Source organism: Nesterenkonia suensis (assembly GCF_054782935.1).
On record NZ_BAAGRN010000009.1, the window covers coordinates 58,261 to 79,468 of the forward strand.

The 21,208-nt window shown below is 69.5% G+C and carries 21 protein-coding genes and 1 tRNA gene; 12 read left to right on the plus strand and 10 right to left on the minus strand.

All coding sequences use genetic code 11. The annotated features are described in order from the left end of the window. Nucleotides 1–15: 15 nt before the first annotated feature. Nucleotides 16–1,554, minus strand: coding sequence for a SulP family inorganic anion transporter (locus ACYVKI_RS08870; RefSeq protein ID WP_460689992.1), 1,539 nt, complete (start codon nucleotides 1,552–1,554; stop codon nucleotides 16–18). 320 nt (nucleotides 1,555–1,874) lie between these two features. On the opposite strand from ACYVKI_RS08870, the gene ACYVKI_RS08875 reads away from it, so the two are divergent. After that, nucleotides 1,875–3,473, plus strand: a complete 1,599-nt coding sequence (locus tag ACYVKI_RS08875) for a peptide chain release factor 3 (protein WP_460689993.1) — start codon at nucleotides 1,875–1,877, stop codon at nucleotides 3,471–3,473. A 175-nt stretch (nucleotides 3,474–3,648) separates the two neighbouring features. Further along, nucleotides 3,649–4,428 (plus strand): MFS transporter, encoded by a 780-nt coding sequence (locus ACYVKI_RS08880; RefSeq protein ID WP_460689994.1) that lies wholly within the window; start codon nucleotides 3,649–3,651, stop codon nucleotides 4,426–4,428. 230 nt (nucleotides 4,429–4,658) lie between these two features. Here the strand turns inward: ACYVKI_RS08880 and ACYVKI_RS08885 are convergent, their stop codons facing one another. Further along, nucleotides 4,659–6,017, minus strand: a complete 1,359-nt coding sequence (locus ACYVKI_RS08885; RefSeq protein WP_460689995.1) for an isochorismate synthase — start codon at nucleotides 6,015–6,017, stop codon at nucleotides 4,659–4,661. A 145-nt stretch (nucleotides 6,018–6,162) separates the two neighbouring features. On the opposite strand from ACYVKI_RS08885, the gene ACYVKI_RS08890 reads away from it, so the two are divergent. Together ACYVKI_RS08890 and ACYVKI_RS08895 are read left to right on the plus strand one after the other, a co-directional pair. After that, a complete protein-coding gene (locus tag ACYVKI_RS08890) occupies nucleotides 6,163–6,843 on the plus strand; it encodes a demethylmenaquinone methyltransferase (protein WP_460690520.1) in 681 nt (226 codons plus the stop codon). Continuing rightward, complete coding sequence (locus tag ACYVKI_RS08895; RefSeq protein ID WP_460689996.1) at nucleotides 6,836–7,873, plus strand: polyprenyl synthetase family protein; 1,038 nt, start codon at nucleotides 6,836–6,838, stop codon at nucleotides 7,871–7,873. Before ACYVKI_RS08890 ends, ACYVKI_RS08895 begins: the two co-directional genes overlap by 8 nt. Here the strand turns inward: ACYVKI_RS08895 and ACYVKI_RS08900 are convergent, their stop codons facing one another. From ACYVKI_RS08900 to ACYVKI_RS08910, 3 genes are read right to left on the minus strand one after another with little or no spacing between them, the layout of a single operon-like run. Next, nucleotides 7,874–8,368, minus strand: coding sequence for an HIT family protein (locus ACYVKI_RS08900; protein WP_460689997.1), 495 nt, complete (start codon nucleotides 8,366–8,368; stop codon nucleotides 7,874–7,876). It abuts the gene before it with no gap. After that, entirely contained in the window at nucleotides 8,368–8,796 is a 429-nt protein-coding gene (locus ACYVKI_RS08905) for a hypothetical protein (RefSeq protein WP_460689998.1), read from the minus strand. Before ACYVKI_RS08905 ends, ACYVKI_RS08900 begins: the two co-directional genes overlap by 1 nt. Nucleotides 8,797–8,806: 10 nt before the next feature. Next, on the minus strand, nucleotides 8,807–9,700 hold the full coding sequence (locus ACYVKI_RS08910; protein ID WP_460689999.1) for a dihydrodipicolinate synthase family protein: 894 nt from the start codon (nucleotides 9,698–9,700) through the stop codon (nucleotides 8,807–8,809). Nucleotides 9,701–9,835: 135 nt separating this feature from the next. On the opposite strand from ACYVKI_RS08910, the gene ACYVKI_RS08915 reads away from it, so the two are divergent. Next, entirely contained in the window at nucleotides 9,836–11,260 is a 1,425-nt protein-coding gene (locus tag ACYVKI_RS08915; protein WP_460690000.1) for an FAD-dependent oxidoreductase, read from the plus strand. 67 nt (nucleotides 11,261–11,327) lie between these two features. Here ACYVKI_RS08915 and ACYVKI_RS08920 read toward each other — a convergent pair whose 3' ends face one another. Continuing rightward, complete coding sequence (locus ACYVKI_RS08920; RefSeq protein WP_460690001.1) at nucleotides 11,328–12,227, minus strand: M48 family metalloprotease; 900 nt, start codon at nucleotides 12,225–12,227, stop codon at nucleotides 11,328–11,330. A 211-nt stretch (nucleotides 12,228–12,438) separates the two neighbouring features. Here ACYVKI_RS08920 and ACYVKI_RS08925 point away from each other — a divergent pair, with 211 nt between their 5' ends. Together ACYVKI_RS08925 and ACYVKI_RS08930 are read left to right on the plus strand one after the other, a co-directional pair. Continuing rightward, on the plus strand, nucleotides 12,439–13,671 hold the full coding sequence (locus ACYVKI_RS08925) for a Na/Pi symporter (protein WP_460690002.1): 1,233 nt from the start codon (nucleotides 12,439–12,441) through the stop codon (nucleotides 13,669–13,671). 123 nt (nucleotides 13,672–13,794) lie between these two features. After that, nucleotides 13,795–14,115 carry a hypothetical protein gene (locus ACYVKI_RS08930; protein ID WP_460690003.1) on the plus strand — a complete coding sequence of 107 codons (321 nt, stop codon included), beginning with the start codon at nucleotides 13,795–13,797 and terminating at the stop codon, nucleotides 14,113–14,115. Nucleotides 14,116–14,149: 34 nt separating this feature from the next. Here the strand turns inward: ACYVKI_RS08930 and ACYVKI_RS08935 are convergent, their stop codons facing one another. Continuing rightward, on the minus strand, nucleotides 14,150–14,629 hold the full coding sequence (locus tag ACYVKI_RS08935; RefSeq protein ID WP_460690004.1) for an OsmC family protein: 480 nt from the start codon (nucleotides 14,627–14,629) through the stop codon (nucleotides 14,150–14,152). 140 nt (nucleotides 14,630–14,769) lie between these two features. Here ACYVKI_RS08935 and ACYVKI_RS08940 point away from each other — a divergent pair, with 140 nt between their 5' ends. After that, nucleotides 14,770–15,459, plus strand: a complete 690-nt coding sequence (locus ACYVKI_RS08940) for an ArsR/SmtB family transcription factor (RefSeq protein ID WP_460690005.1) — start codon at nucleotides 14,770–14,772, stop codon at nucleotides 15,457–15,459. A 29-nt stretch (nucleotides 15,460–15,488) separates the two neighbouring features. Here ACYVKI_RS08940 and ACYVKI_RS08945 read toward each other — a convergent pair whose 3' ends face one another. Together ACYVKI_RS08945 and ACYVKI_RS08950 are read right to left on the minus strand one after the other, a co-directional pair. After that, the gene (locus ACYVKI_RS08945) at nucleotides 15,489–15,977 is read right to left on the minus strand and encodes a YajQ family cyclic di-GMP-binding protein (RefSeq protein ID WP_460690006.1); all 489 of its coding nucleotides are present in this window, start codon (nucleotides 15,975–15,977) and stop codon (nucleotides 15,489–15,491) included. 62 nt (nucleotides 15,978–16,039) lie between these two features. After that, a complete protein-coding gene (locus ACYVKI_RS08950; RefSeq protein ID WP_460690007.1) occupies nucleotides 16,040–17,389 on the minus strand; it encodes an aminotransferase-like domain-containing protein in 1,350 nt (449 codons plus the stop codon). A 157-nt stretch (nucleotides 17,390–17,546) separates the two neighbouring features. On the opposite strand from ACYVKI_RS08950, the gene ACYVKI_RS08955 reads away from it, so the two are divergent. From ACYVKI_RS08955 to ACYVKI_RS08970, 4 genes are all read left to right on the plus strand, one after another. Next, nucleotides 17,547–17,628 (plus strand) — tRNA-Tyr (locus ACYVKI_RS08955). A gap of 185 nt (nucleotides 17,629–17,813) precedes the next feature. Next, nucleotides 17,814–18,191 carry a thioredoxin gene (gene trxA, locus ACYVKI_RS08960; RefSeq protein WP_460690008.1) on the plus strand — a complete coding sequence of 126 codons (378 nt, stop codon included), beginning with the start codon at nucleotides 17,814–17,816 and terminating at the stop codon, nucleotides 18,189–18,191. Between the two features lie 210 nt (nucleotides 18,192–18,401). After that, on the plus strand, nucleotides 18,402–19,175 hold the full coding sequence (locus ACYVKI_RS08965; protein WP_460690009.1) for a hypothetical protein: 774 nt from the start codon (nucleotides 18,402–18,404) through the stop codon (nucleotides 19,173–19,175). 20 nt (nucleotides 19,176–19,195) lie between these two features. Beyond that, nucleotides 19,196–19,942 (plus strand): class F sortase, encoded by a 747-nt coding sequence (locus ACYVKI_RS08970; RefSeq protein WP_460690010.1) that lies wholly within the window; start codon nucleotides 19,196–19,198, stop codon nucleotides 19,940–19,942. 63 nt (nucleotides 19,943–20,005) lie between these two features. Here the strand turns inward: ACYVKI_RS08970 and ACYVKI_RS08975 are convergent, their stop codons facing one another. Then, complete coding sequence (locus ACYVKI_RS08975) at nucleotides 20,006–21,160, minus strand: DNA-3-methyladenine glycosylase family protein (RefSeq protein WP_460690011.1); 1,155 nt, start codon at nucleotides 21,158–21,160, stop codon at nucleotides 20,006–20,008. Between the last annotated feature and the right edge of the window lie 48 nt (nucleotides 21,161–21,208).

Here is a 21,208-nt window from a genome sequence, read left to right on the forward strand (position 1 = left end):
CTCAGCAGCCGGGACTCAGTGCCCGGCGCCGAGCTTGCCGGCCATGCGCTCGTGCATCGCGGCGCTGGCGCCGTCGAGTCCGGCGATCTCGACGTGCTTGTCGTACTTCGCGTACTTCTCGCAGATCGCGTCCAGGGTGGCCACAGTGGAGGCGTCCCAGACCTCGGCGCCGAAGAGGTCGATGACCACGTGGTCGGGGTCGTCCCGGTAGTGGAACTGGGTGTAGAGGTCGTTGGAGGAGGCGAAGAACAGCTGTCCCTGGACCTGGTACTTGGCGACCTCCTCGCCGAAGTGCTCGTCCACGTGCCGGGTCACCGTGGCGAGGTGTGCCACCCGGCGGGCGAAGAGCACCATCGCGGTCAGCACGCCCAGGATCACGCCGGTCGCCAGATTGTGGGTCCACACGGTGGCGATCACGGTGACCAGCATGACGGCCGTCTCGCTCTTGGGCATCATGCGCAGCGTGGAGAGCCGTACGCTGTGCCAGTCGAAGGTGGCCACGGAGACGAAGATCATCACGGCCACCAGGGCGCCCATCGGGATCAGCGCGACGATGTCGCCCAGGGATACAGCCAGGATGAGGATGAAGATTCCGGCGCAGAAAGTGGAGATGCGGGTCCGCGCGCCGGAGGCCTTCACGTTGATCATCGTCTGGCCGATCATGGCGCATCCGCCCATCCCGCCGAAGAATCCGGTGACGATGTTCGCCGCGCCCTGTCCCCAGGACTCGCGGACCTTGTCGGAGCGGGTGTCGGTGACGTCGTCGACCAGTTTGGCCGTCATCAGGGACTCCAGCAGCCCGACTACGGCCATCCCGAGGGAGAACGGCGCGATGATCTGGAAGGTCTCGACAGTCAGCGGGACGTCCGGGATGAACAGTGATGGCAGCGAGTCCGGCAGCTCGCCCTTATCACCGACGGTGGGGACGTTGAAGGCGAAGGCTACGGAGATGACGGTGAGCAGGACGATCGAGACCAGCGGGGCGGGCACCACCTTGGTGAGGCGGGGCAGCAGGTAGATCACGAGCAGGCCGACGGCGACCATCGGGTAGACCAGCCAGGGGACGCCGATGAGTTCCGGCAGCTGGGAGGTGAAGATGAGGATGGCCAGCGCGTTGACGAAGCCGACCATCACCGAGCGGGGGATGAACCGCATGACCTTGGCGACGCCGAGCACCCCCATGAGCACCTGGAAGATTCCGGCGAGGATGACCGCGGCGATGAAGTAGTCGATGCCATGGCTCTCCACCAGCGGGGCGATCACCAGGGCGGTGGCCGCCGTGGCCGCGGAGATCATAGCGGGCCGACCGCCGAGGAAGGCGATGGTCACGGCCATCGTGAAGGAGGCGAAGAGCCCGTACCGGGGGTCCACCCCGGCGATCAGCGAGAAGGCGATGGCTTCCGGGATCAGGGCCAGGGCCACGACGAGCCCGGCGAGGACCTCGACCTTCAGCAGGCGGGGGGACTTCAGGGTGCGGAGGACCGACTGGCGGTCCTCCGGGTGGGCTATGGATTCCTCAGGATGCGCGACGGCAGGCTGGGGTGCGGTGGCCATAGGGCTCCGTTCTGTGGTCGGGACACCGCTGACCCTGCGGCATGCGGCGCAGGGTGGTGCCGGGCGGGCGGCACAGAGGTGTCCGGCTCTTCAAGGGGCGACAGAGGGGCGCGTCGTCGCGCCGGAGAATCAGGGGAGCGGCAGTCGAGCGGCACCGTCTCACGCTCATGAACCCTACCCTTACGTCAGGGTTGTGGTGGAATTATGTGAGCAACGTCTCATTCTGCGAGGCCTGCAGGAGCGGCTGTCCGCGCGTTGGGGGCGGCTCTCCCCGTGGGGTAGGTTGCCACTGGACCCCTGACGAGCACTGAGGAGACTGCGTGACGGCTGAGGACTCTGCCCCCGACGATCCGTCGAGCGCGGCCGCGCGCCGCCGGACTTTCGCCATCATCAGCCACCCCGACGCCGGAAAATCGACGCTCACCGAGTCGCTGGCGCTCAATGCCCAGGCGATCGATGAGGCCGGGCACATCCACGGCAAGGCGGGGCGGTCGTCCACGGTCTCCGACTGGATGGGCATGGAGAAGGAGCGGGGGATCTCCATCTCCTCCGCCTCCATGCAGCTGCAGCATCAGGGCACGGTGCTCAATCTCCTCGATACCCCGGGTCACGCGGACTTCTCAGAGGACACCTACCGGGTGCTCGCCGCCGTCGACGCAGCCGTTATGCTCATCGACGCAGCCAAGGGGCTGGAGCCGCAGACCATGAAGCTGTTCAAGGTCTGCCGCCACCGCAACATCCCGATCATCACCGTGATCAACAAATGGGACCGTCCGGGCAAGGAAGCCCTGGAGCTGATCGACGAGATCCGCGAGGAGACCGGCCTGGATCCCACGCCGGTCACCTGGCCGGTGGGCACCGCCGGCGACTTCCATGGCTATGTGGAGCGCAGCACCGGCGACCTCACCCTGATCCGGGCGACGCCGGGAGGGCGGCAGGCCGCCGAGGAGGAGCGCCTGGACGCCTCGCAGGCCGGTCCGGTGGCCCAAGAGCTCCCCGAGCTCGCCGGCGCGCTCGAGGAGTCGGAGCTGCTCGGAGCCTCCGGGGCCGATCATGATCAGGACACCTTCCTGGCGGGGATCTCCACGCCGGTGTTCTTCGCAGCCGCCGTGCGCCACCTCGGCGTGCCACGGCTGCTGGACGCGCTGACCGAGCTCGCCCCGCCGCCGGAACCACGTCCCGACGTCGACGGCGCCCCGCGGCAGCTGGACGCGCCCTTCAGCGCCTTCACCTTCAAGATCCAGTCCGGCATGGACGCGGCCCACCGCGACCGACTGGCCTTCGTGCGCGTCTGCTCCGGGGTCTTCCGCCGGGGGATGACGGTGACCTCCGCCCGCACCGGTCGGCCGTTCTCCATGAAGTATGCCCACCTGGCCTTCGGGCGGACCCGCGACGTCGTCGACGTCGCCTACCCCGGGGATGTCGTCGGGATCGTCAACGCCTCGGCGCTGCGCATCGGAGATACGCTCTTCGAGGCCGAGCCCGTGGAGTTCCCGCCGCTGCCGCGCTTTGCACCGGAGCACTTCGCCGTCGCCCGCCCGGCGGACATGGGCCGGATGAAGCAGTTCCGGCGCGGCATCGATCAGTTGGAGGCCGAAGGGGTGATCCAGGTGCTGCGCTCCGAGCTGCGCGGCACCCATGTGCCGGTTCTGGCCGCAGTGGGCCCCATGCAGTTCGAAGTGGTGGAGCACCGGTTGCGCGACGAGTTCCGGTCCCCATCGAAGCTTGAGCCTCTGGGTCTCTCGCTGGCCCGCGCCACTGACGTGGAGTCGGCCGAGGAGCTGGCCGGGATGCCCGGCGTCGAGGTGCTGGAGCGCAGCGACGGGCAGCTGCTGGCGCTGTTCCGCGACCGCTGGCACCTGCTCGGCATCGAACGGACGCGGAAGCATCTCACGCTCGACGCCCTGGTGGCCGCGTGACCGACAGGCACGGGCCCGCGGCGGGCCGCTCCATCGGCCGGCCCTGGGCGATCGTCACGGCCGGGTCGGTGGCCACGGTGATGAGCGCCCCGGGCAGACCGCGGCCATCGCGGTCTTCACCGACTCGCTCATCGACGAGCTGGAGATCACCCGCAATGCGCTGTCCGCCAGTTACATGGTGGCGACGCTTCTGGGTGCCTGCGCCCTGCCGTTCATCGGCCAGGGCGCGCTCGAGCTAGCCGCCTCCACGGCGGTCGGCGTGCACATCACCCGACGCCGAGGGCTGGCGATCGGCATCAAGACAGCGGTCGGCTCGGCGGGGATCGCGCTGGCCACGGTGCTGCCGGAGTGGATGATCCGGCACCTGGGGAAGTCCACCGTCTGGCTCATCGAGGGGCTGCTGGTGTGGGCGGTGGTGATCCCCGTGGCCCTGTATTCTCGTCGACTGCGCCGACCGTCGGCCGTGCCGGATTCTGCGTCGGACTCCTCGCCGGACTCCTCGCCGGACTCCTCGCCGGATCCCGCTGCTGGGGGTTCCCCCGGGGGCCCTGCTCAGCGGCACTGGACGGCGGCCGAGGCGGTCCGCACCCCGATGTTCTGGATCATCGTCTCCGGCGTGGCCGCCTCCGGGGTGCTCGGGACCGGGCTGCAGTTCCATCAGATCGCCGCCCTCGGGGAGTGGGGGCTGAGCCCCACGGAGGCCGCGGCGAACTTCGTGCCTCAGGCCGTGGCTATGCTGGTGGTCACCATCGGCGTGGGGAGTCTGGCCGATCGGCTGGCGCCGAAGATCGCCGTCACCGTCTCGATGCTGCTGCTCGCCGGATCGATGGCGTTCCTGACACTGGTGACCGACCCGTGGACCGCGATCAGCTACGGGGCGCTGCTCGGCGCCTCGGGCGGGGCGGTGCGCACGGTGGAGGCCGCCGTCTTCGCGCCGTCCCCTCGCCTCCGCTGAACCGGCCGCCCTGGCGGTCGGGGCGGCGCAGCTGCTGCCCCTGGCGCGTTGAGCCCCGGCGCGCTGCCGTCCGCCGAGCTCGTTGAGATCGAGGGGTCATAATCCCGTGCATCTCGGGGCGCTGAAGCGCGTCATCAGGGTGGATGTCTACGGGAAAGTGGTCCCTCGTCGGGGGAGGCGGCGGGGAGGGACGGGAGGGGGTCGTTCTGTCCCGCGGGATGTCGGGCACGTCAGTCTCGTGGGACGTCGGGCACGCCGAGCGCTCCCAGCATCGGCCGCAGCTTGGCCCAGGTCTCGGCCAGCTCGGACTCCGGCTCGGAGCCGGCCACGATCCCGCAGCCGGCGTAGAGCCGCACGGCACGCTGATCGGCGGTGAAGATCCCTCCGCGCAGCGCTATGCCGAAGTCCGCGTTGCCCTGGCTGTCCACCCAGCCCACCGGCCCGGTGAAAGGCCCGCGGTCCAGATCCTCCAGCCGGGCGATGAACTCGGCCGCCGTCGCAGTGGGCGTCCCGCAGATCGCCGCCGTCGGGTGGGCCCGCTCCGCGACCAGCAGCGCGGGCGGAACCCGGGGCGCCACGGGACCGGCGTCGGACCCGCCGCCGTCGGTGCAGTCCTTCACCAGCCGACCGGTGACGTCGGTGGAGAGATGGTAGACGTTGGGCAGCTCCAGCACCGCCGGGGGGTTCTGTGCGCTGATGACCTCCACGACCGGCGCGAGCTGGGTGAGCAGGGACTGCACGGCGATCTCATGCTCGGTGCGCTGCTTCGGGTCCTCCAGCAGCTGTGTCCTGGCCTGACCGGGCGGCAGAGAGCCGTCCACCGTGCCGGCCAGCACCCGGGCGGCCATCCGTTCGCCGCGCACGGTGACCAGCATCTCCGGGGTCGCGCCCAGCACGTCGCCGGCGCGATAGGTCCAGCAGTCGGAGTACTCCTGGGTCAGCGCGGCCAGGGTCGCGCCCACCGAGAGCGGCTCCTCGGCGGTGACGACGGCGTCGCGGCCGAGCACCAGCTTCTCCAGCCGACGTTCCGCGATGGCCTGCATCCCGGCTTCCACGGCTCGCAGGTAGTGCCTCGCCGGGTGTGTCCCCTCGTGCAGCGTGGTCCGGGGGGTCGGCACTTCGGCGGTGAGCCCGTCGTGCGGGCGGAGCACGCCCGCGTCGATCACGAGGCCATGGCGGTCCAGCGCGGCGTCGACGTCGGGAGCGACGCCGATGGTGGTCACCCAGGTATGTCCTGCCACCGAGCCGAGCACCAGCTCCGGGAGGATCAGCACGGAGGCCGCTGAGGAGTCCGAGGAGTAGGTGACGGAGGTGAATGCCACCGGGCCGCAGCCAGGCACATCGTGCAGCGCCTGAGGGCGTCGGTCCTCGGGGAGACTTTCGAGTCGGCCTTCCCACCAGTGGGCCAGCTCGGCGAAGCGCTCGGAGCCGTGGGCGGTGGCCCGGTCGGCCACCCCCAGGCCGATGATCCCCTCCCCATGCCGGATCCAGGTGCCGCTGGGCTGCAGCCGGGGCAGCAGGTCGGCCAGGGCGACGTCGTCGGGGAGGGCCACCGTCGTCGAGACGGCGCGCAGAGGCTGGGCAGGCATAGCGGGAACAGTCTAGCGTCGACCGTCCGCCGGGACACCGCGCACATCGGTCCCCGCGATCTGGGACAATGCTGGGGTGACACAAGAGCAGCACGCCCAGGGCAACCGGGCTGATCTGGACAAGAAGCCCGCCGACGTCGCCTCGATGTTCGATGAGGTCGCCGCCCGCTATGACATCACCAATGACGTGCTGTCCTTCGGGCAGGCCCGGGTGTGGCGCCGTCGGCTGGTGGAGGCGCTGGACGTCCAGCCCGGTGAACGGGTCCTGGACCTGGCGGCCGGGACCGGGACCTCCACGGAGCCGTTCGTGGCCGCCGGTGCCGAGGCGATCGCCTGCGACTTCTCCCTCGGCATGCTCCAGGTGGGCAAACGTCGGCGCCCAGACATGACCTTCGTCGCCGGCGATGCGATGAACCTGCCCTTCGCCGATGACACCTTCGACGCCGTCACCATCTCGTTCGGGCTGCGCAACGTCGCCGATCCGTTGGCCGGGCTGACGGAGATGCTCCGGGTGACCAGGTCCGGGGGACGGCTGGCCGTGATGGAGTTCTCCGACCCCACGTGCACTCCGTTCAACCGGATCTACAACGGGTACCTGATGCGCGCCCTGCCCCCGGTGGCGCGGGCGGTGTCCTCCAACCCGGAGGCCTACGTGTATCTGGCCGAGTCCATCCGCGCCTGGCCGGACCAGGACGAGCTGGCCGCGCAGATCAACGGCGTCGGGTACACCGACGTGACGTACCGGAACCTCACCGGCGGGATCGTCGCGATCCACCACGCCCGCAAGGGGGACCGAAAGCTCGGTAGGCTGGGCCCTGATGACTGAATCAGCCGCTGAGCCGGTGTCGCTGAGACTGCCGGCAGGATTCGACGCTCTCGCCGACGACGAGCACCTCGCCGCCGACGTCTTCCGCGCCCTCGGGGAGGTGGAGGAGCGTCTCCTGGCGGCCCTCTCCAGTTCCGACGGGCTGGTCAACACCTCGGCCCGGTACCTGGCCGAAGCCGGTGGCAAGCGCGTCCGTCCGCTGCTGACCATCCTGTCCTCGTTGCTGGGCGACGGCCCGGACGAGAAGGTCCGCGAGGCCGCCGCAGTCATGGAGATGACCCATCTGGCCACGCTCTATCACGACGACGTCATGGACTCCGCCCCGGTGCGCCGCGGGGCCCCCGCGGCCCACGAGGTGTGGGGCAACTCGGTGGCGATCCTCACCGGAGACCTGATCCTCTCCCGGGCCTCCCAGCTGATGACCCGGATGGGGGAGCAGGGCACCCGGGTCCAGGCCGAGACGTTCGAACGCCTGGTCATGGGGCAGCTGCACGAGACCGTCGGCCCGCGCGAGGGCGAGGACCCCCAGGAGCACTACCTGTCGGTGATCGCCGACAAGACCGGCTCGCTGCTGGCGGCGGCCTCCCGGCTCGGGGCCACCTTCGGCGGCTGTGCGGAGGGGACCGCAGAGATGCTCGGCGCCTACGGCGAGGCCGTGGGCGTGGCTTTCCAACTGGCCGACGACGTCATCGATCTGACCTCCGACGGTGAGACCTCCGGCAAGACCCCCGGCACGGACCTGCGCGAGGGGGTGCCCACATTGCCGGTGCTGCTGCTCCGTGAGCGGGCGGCCGCCGGGGAGGCCGCGGCAGTCGAGGCGCTGCGCCGCGTCGACGGTGACCTCAGCGAGGACGCCGCCCTGGCCGAGGCCGTGGCGGCCGTCGTCGCGCATCCGGTGACTGGGGAGGCCTGGAAGGTCGCCCATGCCTGGTCCGCGCGGGCCAAGGACGCCCTGGCCGGGCTTGAGGACTCCACGGTGAAGACGGCTCTGCTGTCCTTCGCCGATGCCGTGGTCGACCGCGAGAGCTGATCAGTCCACCCGCGCGGCGAGGACCTCCTCCAGCGCGGCCGAGAGCTGGCGGGCCTTCTCCGCCCGCACCGAGACGGCCACGGGGTGACGGACCTGCCGGTAGAGCATGTCATCGCCGTACCGGGGGAACACATGCAGGTGGTAATGCCAGACGTGCTGGTTCCCGGCGGGCTCGTTGTGCTGACGCACTGAGGTGCCTTCCGGGTGCCAGGCGTGCTTCATGGCGATGGCCACATCGCGGGACATGGCGCCGATGCGGGCCAGAAGGTGGTCATCGAGCTCGTAGAGCGTCTCCCGGTGGGCGATGGGGCTGATCATCGCGTGCCCGGCATGTGGCCCGAACCCGTCGCAGGCCATGAACACCATCAGATCCTGGTCCTGGAAGACCAGGTCGGTCAGTTCGCAGCGATTGTGCGGGTCGCTGACATCACCACGGGCGAGGTCGCAGAACGGGCAGCGGTAGTCGGGAGGGGCATGGGAGGTCCACTGCGGCATCAATCCTCCTCGAAGGAGAACTCAAGCAGGTCGAGGATGAATTCGCTGACGGTGGCGTCCTCGTCATTCCAGTGTCCCTGGGCGTTGCTGCGTCGGCGGATCAGCGGGTCCGGGACGTCGAGGATGTCCACCGGGATGCCCCAGACCCACCGCTCGTCCTCATCTTCGAGGAACAGCAGGTGGCCGTCCTCGACCTCCAGCTCGTCGGGGTCGAAGAAGAAGTGGTGGGCCTCCATGAGCTCCTCGCAGCGGCCCAGCGCCCGATAGAACTCCTCGAGCACCAGGGGCAGCTGGACGTCGTCGGGCAGGTCCGCCTCGCGGAGCGCCGCCGCGAGGTCCTCAGGAGAGTACCCCTCCTTCGGGGTCCACTTCTCGTCCAGGTATTTCGGGACCAGGTCCTTGAACTTTTCCACCAGCATCTCGGCCATGGGCGCCAGTCTACGGGGAGGTCAGCGACTCCAGCGCCTCGACCACACGGGCGCGGGCCGTCTCGTCGAGACCGTGCACGGGACGGGGCAGACAGTCCGGCGGGGCCAGCTCCAGATGCTCCGCGACGGCGGCCGCGACCCGCAGACTGCCGTGCTCGGCGAACAGCGGCCACAGCGGGGCCAGCGGGGTCTCATCACCGGTGCGCATCAGGTGCGCCGCCTGCTGGGGCAGCACCCCGCCGATCACCGAGAACCAGGCCTCGCAGCCGGCGCGCAGGCCGCGCGCGGCCGACGGATCCCCGGAGACGCCCACGGTGACGTGCTCCGGGAGCACGTTCCGGACGGTGTCGACGACGGCACGGGCCTCGTGGGGTTCGGCGGGGAGCGGTGGGACCTTCACCGAGGCGACGCCGGGCAGTGCGGCGATCCGCCCGTAGAGCTCCGGGGTGAAGCGGAACCCGGTGGTGCGCGGGTTGTCGTAGAGCACCACCGGCAGGTCCGTGTGCTCGCAGACGGTGCGGAAGAGGCCGAACACCTCCTCCGCGGAGAGCGGCTGATAGCTGATCGGAGCCAGCAGCAGACCGGCCGCGCCGACCTCCTCAGCGTCGCGGAGGTGCTCCAGCACTGCGGAGGTGCGAAGCGCCCCCACCCCGGCCAGCACGGGGGTGTCTCCGGCGTGGGCGAGGGCGGTCTCGAGCACCTGTTGCCGCTCGGAGCGGTCCAGGTAGGCGTAGGATCCGGTGGAGCCCAGCATGGTGATGGAGTCCACGTCTGCTGTGGCGCAGCGGGTCACCAGGGAGCCCACCGCCTCGAGATCGATCATGTCGGTGCCGTCCGCCGCCGTGCGGAACGGGGTCAGCGGGAAGATGGAGAGTCCGGCGAGGGGTTGGCGGAAGGAGCTCATGGGGGCACGGTACCCGAGTGTGAGTTTCCTCATGACGGGCGGAGTTCGCGCCTGTCGGGAACAGCCAGGGGGAGGGGTGGCGTTGACCAATACGGCATACTGTTCTGTGGTATTCGCGCTGAAAGGAAGTCGTCCGTGTCTGAGAATCCCCGCCAGCGGCCCCTCCGTGTGGCCATCATCGGCTCCGGCCCCGCCGGGGTGTATGCGGCGGACATCCTGTCGAAGTCGCAGAAGAAGAGCGACATCGAGTTCAGCATCGACCTCTTCGACCGCTACCCCGCGCCCTTCGGGCTCATCCGCTACGGAGTGGCCCCGGATCACCCGCGCATCAAGGGCATCATCAAAGCCCTGCACAAGGTGATGGACCGCGGTGACATCCGCCTGCTGGGCAACGTCGACGTCGGCACCGACCTCTCCGTGGAGGACCTGCGTCGACACTACGACGCCGTCATCTTCGCCACCGGCGCGATCCGGGACGCCGAGCTGGACATCCCCGGCATCGAGCTTGAGGGCTCCTTCGGGGCCGCCGACTTCGTCTCCTGGTACGACGGTCACCCGGACTACCCCCGGGACTGGCCGCTGGAGGCGGAGGACGTCGCCGTCATCGGCAACGGCAACGTCGCCTTGGACGTGGCCCGTGTGCTCGCCAAGCACCCGGAGGAGATGCTGGCCACCGAGATCCCGGAGAACGTCCACCGGAGGCTGAGCAGCTCCCCGGTGACGGACGTCCACATCTTCGGGCGCCGCGGCCCGGCACAGGTGAAGTTCACTCCGCTGGAGCTGCGGGAGCTCTCGCACTGTCGCGACGTCGACATCGTCCTCGATGAGGAGGACTTCGAGTTCGACGCCGCCTCGGACGAGGCGATCAAGTCCAACAACCAGGTCAAGACCATGGTCAATACGTTGGCGAACTGGCTGGTGGAGCAGGAGGAGCGTGCTGAGCGGGCCTCCCGGCGGATGCACATGCATTTCCTGCACCAGCCGGTCGAGATCCTCGAAGGAACCGGCGAGCGGGCGGGGAAGGTGGCCGGAGTGCGTTTCGAGCGTATGGAACTCGATGGCACCGGCAACGTCCGCGGCACCGGTGAGTTCAGGGACTATGAGTGCCAGGCCGTCTACCGGGCGATCGGCTACTTCGGCTCGCCGGTCGACGGTGTGCCCTTCGACGAGCGCCGCGGCATCATCGTCAACGAGGCCGGTCGGGTGCTCGACGACGGCGAGCACATCCCTGGGACCTACGCGACAGGCTGGATCAAGCGGGGGCCGGTGGGGCTCATCGGCCACACCAAGGGTGATGCCCTGGAGACGATCGGCTGTCTGCTCGAAGACGTCCACCACCTGCCCGAGGCGGAGGATCCTCGCGAGGATGCCGTCATCGAGCTTCTCGAGGCCCGTGGGGTGGAGTACACCACCTGGGACGGTTGGCTTCAGCTGGATGAGCACGAGGTGCGCCTGGGCGAGGAGGCCACCGCCACCGGTCCGGTGGGGCGTGAGCGTGTCAAGGTGGTCCCGCGCAAGGAGATGGTACGCATCTCCCGCGCCGTGCAGGCGACGGTCTGAGCAGGTGGCGCTGAGCAGGTGGCACTGATTAGTCCTGCTGATCGGCCCTGCTGATCGGCCCTGCTGATCAGCCCTGGGGGAGCTGGCCTCCGGCCATCTGCTCCAGGCGGGCGATCCGCTCGTCCATCGGTGGATGGGTGCTGAACATCCGCTTGGATCGCGGGCCGAAGGGATTGGCGATCATCATGTGCGCGTGGGCATCATGCTTGGGCTCCTCGTCCAACGGCTGACGGGCGATGCCGCCGTCGAGCTTGCGCAGGGCCGAGGCCAGCGCCAGCGGGTCTCCGCTGAGCTCAGCGCCGTCGGCGTCGGCGTCGTACTCGCGGGTGCGGCTGATCGCCATCTGGATCAGGCTGGCGGCCATCGGCATCAGGATCATCGCCAGCAGCCCGCCCACCAGCATCAGCGGGTTGCCGCCGCCCTGGTTGCTGCTGCGGCCGCCGCCCATCATCCCGAAGAACATGAAGTACTGGCTGATGGTGGTCAGGAACCCGGCGACGGCGGCCGCCACTGAGGAGACCAGGATGTCCCGGTTGTAGACGTGCATCAGCTCGTGGCCGGTCACCCCGCGCAGCTCACGAGCAGTGAGCAGATTCAGGATGCCCTCGGTGAAGCACACCACGCCGTTCTCCGGGTTCCTCCCGGTGGCGAAGGCGTTCGGCGTCGGGCTGGGTGCGATGAAGATGCGCGGCACCGGCTGCTGGGCGCGATGGGCCAGCTCCTCGACCATCTGGTGCAGCTGCGGGGCCTGCTCCCGGCTGACCGGGTAGGCCTTCATGGCCCGGAGGGCGATCTTGTCGGAGTTCCAGTAGCTGATGCCCACGGAGACCAGGCCGATCCCGGCGAAGAGGAACAGGAAGAACGGGCTGTTGGTGAAGTAGGTGACGATCGCGCCCACGAAGAGCAGCAGAGCGAAGAGGAAGGCCAGCAGTCCTGCCGTGCGGAGTCGTCCGTGGTGGTGATGCATGGTCCCCATCCTACTGAGCGTCGCCGACGTCGCTGGCGCAGCGACGTCGCTGGACGGTCGCCGGGCGCCGCTGTGCGGGCCCTCACGCGGACTCCGCCGCACTGTTCACCCTCCGTTAACCTTCACGTGTGGTTCTGGTCGTCGAGAGGCCCCACTCTGGAGAAGGACAGGGAGTCAGGGCTGCGTGCAGCCCGCATCTGGAGGAGACTGGATGACCGCAATGCCGTCTGTCGAGGTTCGTCGCCCGACAGTGCAGGCCGCTGAGGAGACGCCGCGTCTCATCAGCCCGTTCGAGCGCCTCGGATTCTCCGGGCGTGCTCTCGCCGTCATCAACTGGCTGGCCGTGGTCGCCGCCGTCTACGTGCTGATCACCGCGGTCAACGTGATCGGCTCCGGCTTCAAGGCCGCCACCGGGGATCAGGCGGAGACGCTCTTCGCCTTCGCCACCAACCCGCTCATCGGCCTGATGATCGGTGTGGCCGCCACCGCGCTGACCCAGTCCTCGTCGACCACCACCTCGGTGACGGTCGGGCTCGTCGCCGGCGGACTGCCGCTGGCCGTGGCGATCCCGATCATCCTGGGGGCCAACATCGGCACCACGCTGACCAACACCCTGGTCAGCCTCGGCATGATCCGCGACAAGGACCAGTTCCGCCGCGGATTCGCCGCCGCCACCGTCCACGACTTCTTCAACCTGATGGCCGTGGTCATCTTCCTGCCGCTCGAGATGGCCTTCGGGATCCTCCAGCGCATCGCGACCTTCTTCGCCGGTCAGGTCTCCGGGACCGACGGCGGGCTGGTCGCCGCAATCTTCGGCGGCATCGGTGACCTCGTCAAGACGGCCACCACACCGCTGGCCGACGGCATCCAGTACACCGTCAGCTGGATCCCGGACCCGGTCCGCGGCATCGTGATGATCATCGTCGCCGTGGTGCTGATCCTGCTGGTGATCAACTTCATCGGCCGGATGCTCAAGGTGCTCATGGTCGGCCGGGCCAAGCAGGTCTTCCACACGGCGATGGGCCGCGGCCCGATCTCTGGCATCGGCTCCGGTGCGCTGATGACGGTGATGGTGCAGTCCTCCTCCACCTCCACCGCGCTGATGGTCCCGCTGGCCGGCTCCGGTGCGTTCACCCTGCGCCAGATCTACCCGTTCACTGTGGGGGCGAACATCGGCACCACGGTCACGGCGCTGATCTCCGCCTTCGCCTTCACCGGGGTCGAGGCTCACTACGCGCTCATCGCAGCGCTGGTCCACCTCTCGTTCAACGTGCTGGCCACGCTGCTGATCTTCGGCCTGCCGTTCCTGCGTGAGCTGCCTCTGCGGGGCGCGACCTGGCTGGCGAACCTCGCCGCCGAGAGGAAGCTCTATGCCGCGCTCTGGGTGCTGGGAGTCTTCATCGCGCTGCCGCTGGCGCTGATCTTCGGCACCGTCATCCTCTGAGCGTTCCCTCGCCGGTCACCGTCCCGCCTTCTGGCATGTGTTGTGCCGGAGCGCATGCTGGGTCAGAGTGGGGGCAGTGAACGCGGGGCGCGAGGCGCCCGGATGAACCGAAGGGGCCAGGCAGTGAGCGCTGAACACCACGAGCATCGCGAGGACGACGAGAACGTCACCGAGCTGGAGGCCGAGCTCGAGAAGATCCTCCGCGAAGCGGAGTCCACAGTGCTTGAGCTGCGCCGGGAGCTCGCCGAGCAGCGGCAGCGGCGCCTCCAGCACGAGCAGATCGAACGGCTTGAGGAGCACCTCGCGAATTCCCGGGTCCGCTGGGAGGAGGTCCGCGACTTCTTCCAGGAGGTGCTCCACGAGATCCGGGGCCAAGACGGCCAGGAACGGCCCGGAGACGTTCCCGGGCCAGAGGCGTCTGACGGCGACGACGGGCGCCGATGAGCGCCGATGGGGGTCACCGACTGAGCGAGTACGGTCAGAGATGCTCCACCGTGACCGTCAGCTCGACCGGGATGGCCAGACTGTTGGCGATGTAGCACCGCTCGTGGGCCCGCTGGGCGAGCTCCTGGACGACGCCTTCGTCGGTCCCGGCCGTCACCTGGACTGTGATGTGCAGACGGATCGTGTCCAGCCGGGCAGGGGTCTCGTGCAGGAGCAGACGGCTGACGGCGGTGTCCCGGTAGCCCACCACGTCCACTCCGGCGCGTGCGGCGGCCCCCAGGAGGCTGAGCATCTGGCAGGATGATGCCGCCGCCACCAGCAGCTGCTCCGGATTGAGCCGGGAGGCGTCGCCCCGGAATGCCGGGTCCGCAGTCAGCGCCAGACCGCCTTCCACGCCTGGGACAGTGATCTCATGGTCCCGGGAGTAGTCTCGCAGTCCGCCGCCAGTGGAGCCGGAATCCGCTGACACGGGCCAGGATGCCCTGGTCTCATATTCATGCTGGGCAGTGATCATGGAAGCATCGTAGGCCCGTATCGTTTCGGCCGAGGCCGAAACGATCGGGTGCCATCATCGTGGCTGCAGGACGCCTGCAGGACCCCGACGAAGCCAGGACGAAGCCAGGACGAAGCCAGGACGAAGCCAGGACGGGATCTATGACGGAGGCGAGGGATCGGGACTTCGCACGGATCGGCGCCGCACTGGCGGCACCGGCCCGGTCCCTCATGCTGAACCTGCTCATGGACGGCAGTGTGCGTCCGGCAGGGGACTTCGCGCGCGCGGCGGGCGTCAGCGCCTCCACCACCTCGGAGCATCTGTCCGTCCTGGTGGAGGCCGGGCTGATCACCTGCACCTCCCGGGGGCGCCACCGATGGTACGCCCTCGCCGGGCCCGAGGTGGCCGAGGCGCTGGAAGCGCTGGGAGTTGTCAGCGGTCCTGCAGGGATCAGCGGGTACGCGCTCAGCCGTCAGGCCGAGCGGCTCGCCGAGGCCCGGCTCTGCTATGACCACCTGGCGGGGCGGCTCGGCGTCGCGCTCACCGAGGAGTGGCGGCGTCGTGAGTGGCTGACCGAGAATCACCTCACGCTCACCAGGGACGGAGACGTCGGATTCTCCGAGCTGGGTGTCGACGTGGGTGCGTTGCGGCGCCTGCGGCGGCCCCTCGCGCGTGCCTGTCTCGACTGGACCGCGCGGCGTCCGCATCTCGCAGGCGCCCTCGGAGCGGCGGTCGCCTCGCAGTTCTTGGAGGCCGGATGGGTGCAGAGGCACCGGGCCGGGCGGGGTCTCACGCTGACTGCCTCCGGACGCGTGCTCCTGGAGCAGGAATGGGGCCTGCTGCTGGAGTGAACGGCCGCAGCGCGGGCTCAGCAGCGGTGTCAGCGCATGTTGATGAACTGCAGGTCGGCGTCCTCGAAGTCCTTCAGCAGGGCCATGACCTCCTGCAGGTCGTCCCGGGACTTGGACGTCACGCGCAGCTCGTCACCCTGGATGGTGGCCTTCACCGACTTCGGACCCTCGTCCCGGATCTTCTTGGTGATCTTCTTCGCCGTGGGCTGATCGATGCCCTCCTTGATCGTGCCCTCGATCCGGAACTCCTTGCCCGAGGCGAAGGGTTCGCCGGCGTCGAAGGACTTCAGCGAGATGCCCCGCTTGATCAGTTTGGACCCGAAGACGTCTTGGACGGCCTTGGCCCGCTCCTCCGCATTGGCCTTGATGAGGATCCTGTCCCCGGAGGCGTCGATCTCCGCGCCGGTGCCGCGGAAGTCATAGCGCTGAGCGATCTCCTTCTGCGCCTGGTTCAGGGCGTTGCTGACCTCCTGCTTGTCCACTTTGGAGACGATGTCGAAGCTGGATTCCTTGGCCATAGGTCCTCCTGATGCTGCCGGGTCGATGTCCGCCACGAGTCTAACGGCGTCCGCCGCGGTCCTCAGACGAAGGTCGACCCGCCCAGCTCCCCGGAGGCGGCCCGTGAGACGAGCTGGGCGAGATCGGCCAGCACCGCATCATCCTCCGGAAGCTGCGCCACCGAGAGGCGGAGCAGACCGGTCGGCCGTTCGGTGACCAGACTGCCGGAGCCGACGTCGACCACCACGCCCTGGCCGCTGAGGGCCAGTGCGGCGGCCCGCTCGTCGGGGACCTCCACCCAGATCGCCCAGCTGTGGGGGCCGCAGCGGGCCGTCAGCCCTGCCGCGGTGAAGGCCTCCACAGCGAGGCTGCGGCGAGTCGCATAGTGGCCGCGGGCCGAGGCGATGCGGTGCGAGACCACCGGATCGCGCAGCATGCGGACCAGCGCATGCTGCAGCACCCGCGAGTTGGAGGCCACGCCGCCGGAACGGTGCCGCACGCAGCGCTGCACGAGGTCCTGTGGGCCGGCCAGGGCGGAGGTGCGCAGGTCCATGCCGAAGGCGCGCTCGAAGCCGAGCACGCGCAGGGTGCGCTCGGGGAAGAGCGCGTCCAGCGACGGCACGTCGTCGGGGGCCAGTGGGCCCAGAGGATCATCTTCGATGATCAGCACCTCCGGATGCGCCTGCAGGGCACCCTCCAGATCCAGGCCGCGCCGCGGGGTGAGCACATGGCGGTCGGAGAAGGCCCCCACCGGGGAGTGGACGAACGCGACCGCGCCGGACTCGAGCGCCGCGGCCAGGTGCTCCGGCCTCGGCCCCTGCTCGTCGGCAGGGACACCGATCGGTCGCAGCCCCATGGACTGCAGCACGGAGAGGTAGCCCGGTGAGGCGGGCTCCTCCACGGCGATGACGTCTCCCGACTCCGCCGCGACGCGGGTGGCCAGCCAGAGCGCCTCGGTGCCGGAGCTGACCGTGATGAACTCCCGCGGCTGGTCGGTGAGCATCTTCTGCAGCTCCTTGCGGAGCTCAGGGATCATGTGCTCGCGGCCCCAGGTGTTGATCCCCGGCTGCTTAAGCGCTTCGGCGATCGGTTCGTCCAATGCAGGCAGCAGGGAGGGGTCCGGGCTGCAGAAGAGCAGATCCACTCCGGGCCAGCCGGCGAACTCCCCGGCCAAGGGTCCGCTGCCTTCGATGACGCGGGTTCCGCCGCGGCGGCGGGTCTCCACGAGGTCGCCTTCGCGCAGCAGCGCCCAGGCCTGGGCCACGGTGCCCACGCTGACCCCGATCTCGGTGGCGACATCACGGACGGTGGGCAGGCGCATCCCGGCGGTGAGCACGCCGGCGGCGATGAGTTCGCGGACCTGTTCGGCGATCCCGGCCGGACTCCGCTCGGTCAGCGAGCGGGCCAATGACTCGGCTTCGATGTCTGCCACGAAGCCTCCTTCGGTCTGGGCATGGCGGAAAGACGGGGCGGCACCAGCCTACTGCGGAGTTGCGTCGGTGCGGATTCGAAAAATCTCGAGGTCTTGGGTAAAGTTGTGTGGTGCCTCGGGGCCACGGGTTCCGAGGGATGACCGGAGACGGTCGAGCGGCAGATTACCCGAGCGGCCAAAGGGGGCTGACTGTAAATCAGCTGGCATTGCCTACGGGGGTTCGAATCCCTCATCTGCCACAGCATGTGAAAGAGGCCCGGACCGTTGCGGTCCGGGCCTCTTCGCGTCCGGGGCGGGAAGGCCGAGACGCGGACTGGGGCACGGCCGGGACAGAGGCTGGTGGCTGTTTCGCGGGGCGCTTAAGGCGCCGGAGGCGACGGCGGCGGGGCGGACAGTCGCCGGCGGGTCGCGTATCGTGGCCGCCATGGCTACCACCGACATCACCGCACAGGACTTCCAGAAGACCCTGGAGGACAACGACATCCTCCTGGTGGACTTCTGGGCGGACTGGTGCGGCCCATGCAAGCAGTTCGCCCCGGTGTACGAGCAGGTCTCCGAAGAGCACCCGGACGTGACCTTCGCGAAGGTCGACACCGAGGCCGAGCAGGAGCTCGCCGCCGCAGCGAGCATCAGCTCCATCCCGACGCTCATGGCCTTCCGCGAGAAGGTGCTCGTCTTCTCCCAGCCGGGAGCGCTCAACGCCGACCAGCTCAACGAGGTCATCACGGCGGTGAAGGGGCTCGACATGGAGGAGATCCACCGGCAGATCGCCGAGGACGAGGCCGAGGGCCAGCAGGCCTGACGACTCCGACAGACCAGACGCACCAGGAGCCGGGCTCATCATCGAGCCCGGCTCCACGCATGTCCGAAACCTGGCGCCCGGGCCTCTTCCGAGATTCCTCCAATCCGGATCGGGGGGTGCGACGAACGTCACGTGCAAGCAGACATCTTGACTCGATGAGCTGAGCCTCGAGGCTTGCCGAGCGCTCGGCGACTGAATGAGGAGACGACGATGCGCACTTCCACCTTCTTCGCTGTACCCGCACTGGCTCTCGGCGGGCTCGCGCTGACAGCCTCACCGGCGATGGCGCACGGTCATGACGACTCGTGGTCCGTGCAGGCGTCCCTGGAGGAGCTGAACGGCAGCGGCACCACCGGCGAGGTGATGATCGACATCCAGGGTCAGGAGGCGACGGTGACGATGAACGTCACCGGAGCCGCCGATGAGTTCATGGACGGTCCCTTCCCCCACGCGCAGCACATCCACATCGGGGCCCAGGGCCTCTGCCCCGGTGCGGAGGCCGACACTGACGGCGACGGGGTCGTGAGCACCCCGGAGGGGCACCACTTCTACGGCGACATCGGCACCTCCCTGACCACTGAGGGAGACACCAGCCCTGATTCGGGTCTCGCCGTCGACCGGTTCCCCGGGGGATCGGAGTACTCCTACGAGCGGACTTTCGACCTGTCTGATGACACGCTGGCCTCCCTCGAGGAGGGCACTGCCGTCGTCGTGGTCCACGGGGTGGATCCGGTGCTGATGCCGGAGGAAGCGGCGCAGAAGCAGAGCGAACTAGACCCTGAGCTTCCCCTGGCGGCGACCCTCCCCGCCGCCTGCGGCACGCTGACCGTCTCCCAGATGGAGGAGATGCCTGATGGCGGGGCCGACACCGGCGCTCCGGTGCAGACCGCCGGCGGCCTGCACCTCGCCCTCGGCGGTGGAGTGCTGGCTATGGCGGCCCTCGGCGGTGCGTGGGCAGTGCGACGCCGCACAGCCCACGCCTGACCGCCGGAGCGGATGAGATCATGTCGTCGACGATGCGACGTCCCCGTCGCGCAGGTGCACTCACCTGTGTGGCGGGGGCCGCTCTGCTCCTCAGCGCCTGTGCAGGGTCCACCGAGCCGGACTACGCCGAGCCGCTCAGCGCCGAACGTCCGCCCTCCGCGGGCGCCGCCGAGAAGGTCCAACCCTCCTCCGGACCCTCTGACCTGTCCTCCGCCGCGCCTGGACCGGTGTCGAGTCCAGAGCCGGAGGTCGGGGGAGCGTCGCCGGCCGAGGAGGTGGCTCCGGCGGAGGAGGTGGCGCTGGCGGAGCCGATGGCTCCGGCTGAACCGGACTCGCTGGAGGTGCCGACCCTGGGCATCGTCTCTGAGATCATGCACCTGGGCCTGCAGGAGGACGGCGTCATCGAAGTCCCACCGTACGGCGGGGGGTCGCCGGCCGGCTGGTTCCGGCACGGTCCCACGCCCGGTGAGACCGGCCCCGCGGTCATCCTCGGCCATCGCAACGCGTGGGAGGGTGGCCCCGGGATCTTCGCCGAGCTCCCTGACCTGTCCGTCGGCGACACCATCACGGTGACTCGGGAGGACGGGACCCTCGCCGAGTTCGTCGTCTATCGCACCGCCAGATTCCCGCAGGACGAGTTCCCCACGCTCGACGTCTATGGCAACACCGCCGGGCCGGAGCTGCGACTGATCACCTGCGACGGGCTCAATCAGGAGACCGGAGTTCTGGAGGACAACTTCATCGTCTACGCCCAGCTCCAGGGCTGAGCCCGGCTCCACTCATGTCCTGGGCGTCTCATGTCCTGGGCGTCTGACGGAGGCTCGGGGTTCTCACCGATCTCGGTGGTCCGCCGGCCTCAGCCGGGGGCCGAACGCCTGGTGCCGGTATCCGCTCAGCCGGATCAGGCGCACCACCCTCTGGCGGTGTCCCCGCCAGGGGCGCAGGAGTCGCAGCATGCCGCCGTCGTCGGTCCTGGCTCCGGTCAGCGCCTCGCCCACCAGGGCGGGCAGATGATAATCACCGACCGCGAGCAGGTCGGCGGCGCCGTGCGTACGCTGCAGGACCTCCGCCGCCGTCCACGCCCCGAGGCCGTCGATCGCGGTCAGTCGGCCCGCCAGATCCGCCACGGAGGCAGGATCGTTCGGGGTGGCCGCGAGCCGGTGCAGTGCGGAGGCGCGTGCGGCCACCCGCACGACCGTGGCCGCCATCGGCGGCTGCACCCACATCTGATGCCAGCGCCAGGACGGAACCCTGCGCAGCTGTTCGCCGGTCAGCGGCAGCCGCATCCACTCCGGCGCGGGGCCGGGCGGGCGCTCGCCGTGCCGGCGCAGCAGCTCTCGCCATCCGTAGCGGGCCTGATCGTGGGTGACCTTCTGCTCCAGCACCACAGTGACCAGCTGGTCCAGCAGCTGGCCGCTGGCGGGGAGTCGCACCCCGGGGTGCCGCCGACGGATCCGCGCCAGCGCCGTGGACCGGTCATCGCCCAGGGCCTCCAGGAGAAGGTCGAACTCGTCCCAGCCGTCATCGTCGGCCCCCAGCAGCGCTGGGACCTGGGCCAGGGCACGCTCAGCCAGGGCACGCTGATCCAGGGTGCGGTCGGAGGGGCCGTGTTCGGAGGGGCCGTGTGCGGAGGGTTCCGTCGGCTTCGAGGCAGCGGCCTCCTCGGGGGCGCACCACACCTGGGCGCGCACCCGGGAGGCGTCCAGCTGGTCCAGCCGCAGCAGCACCTGGCCGAGCTCCACCGCGGTCAGCGGGCAGTGCACCCGGAAGCAGGACCATGCCCCGGCCCCCGGGGTGCCGGCGGGCCCGCCGGGCCAGGTGCCCGGATCCACCCGGAAGGCCGGATCACCGGCTCCGCGCTGGATGATCTCCAGCGTACGGGGCAGGTCCACGGGCGACCCGAAGTCGACGACGCGTTCGCGGTCGGGGGCGCCGGCGCCCGGCTGATGGGCCGTCGGCCGGGACCGCGAGGATCGAGGGGCCACGTGTCCATGGAAGCACAGCCGGCTGACATGTTGCGCCGTGAGTCCCCC

Excerpts from the sequence above, each read along its gene's own strand:
- ACYVKI_RS08870 (WP_460689992.1), bottom strand. The coding sequence starts at position 1,554 with ATGGCCACCGCACCCCAGCCTGCCGTCGCGCATCCTGAGGAATCCATA.
- ACYVKI_RS08880 (WP_460689994.1), top strand. The coding sequence starts at position 3,649 with ATGGTGGCGACGCTTCTGGGTGCCTGCGCCCTGCCGTTCATCGGCCAG.
- ACYVKI_RS08885 (WP_460689995.1), bottom strand. The coding sequence starts at position 6,017 with ATGCCTGCCCAGCCTCTGCGCGCCGTCTCGACGACGGTGGCCCTCCCC.
- ACYVKI_RS08890 (WP_460690520.1), top strand. The coding sequence starts at position 6,163 with ATGTTCGATGAGGTCGCCGCCCGCTATGACATCACCAATGACGTGCTG.
- ACYVKI_RS08895 (WP_460689996.1), top strand. The coding sequence starts at position 6,836 with ATGACTGAATCAGCCGCTGAGCCGGTGTCGCTGAGACTGCCGGCAGGA.
- ACYVKI_RS08900 (WP_460689997.1), bottom strand. The coding sequence starts at position 8,368 with ATGCCGCAGTGGACCTCCCATGCCCCTCCCGACTACCGCTGCCCGTTC.
- ACYVKI_RS08905 (WP_460689998.1), bottom strand. The coding sequence starts at position 8,796 with ATGGCCGAGATGCTGGTGGAAAAGTTCAAGGACCTGGTCCCGAAATAC.
- ACYVKI_RS08910 (WP_460689999.1), bottom strand. The coding sequence starts at position 9,700 with ATGAGCTCCTTCCGCCAACCCCTCGCCGGACTCTCCATCTTCCCGCTG.
- ACYVKI_RS08920 (WP_460690001.1), bottom strand. The coding sequence starts at position 12,227 with ATGCATCACCACCACGGACGACTCCGCACGGCAGGACTGCTGGCCTTC.
- ACYVKI_RS08925 (WP_460690002.1), top strand. The coding sequence starts at position 12,439 with ATGACCGCAATGCCGTCTGTCGAGGTTCGTCGCCCGACAGTGCAGGCC.
- ACYVKI_RS08935 (WP_460690004.1), bottom strand. The coding sequence starts at position 14,629 with ATGATCACTGCCCAGCATGAATATGAGACCAGGGCATCCTGGCCCGTG.
- ACYVKI_RS08940 (WP_460690005.1), top strand. The coding sequence starts at position 14,770 with ATGACGGAGGCGAGGGATCGGGACTTCGCACGGATCGGCGCCGCACTG.
- ACYVKI_RS08945 (WP_460690006.1), bottom strand. The coding sequence starts at position 15,977 with ATGGCCAAGGAATCCAGCTTCGACATCGTCTCCAAAGTGGACAAGCAG.
- trxA (WP_460690008.1), top strand. The coding sequence starts at position 17,814 with ATGGCTACCACCGACATCACCGCACAGGACTTCCAGAAGACCCTGGAG.
- ACYVKI_RS08965 (WP_460690009.1), top strand. The coding sequence starts at position 18,402 with ATGCGCACTTCCACCTTCTTCGCTGTACCCGCACTGGCTCTCGGCGGG.
- ACYVKI_RS08970 (WP_460690010.1), top strand. The coding sequence starts at position 19,196 with ATGTCGTCGACGATGCGACGTCCCCGTCGCGCAGGTGCACTCACCTGT.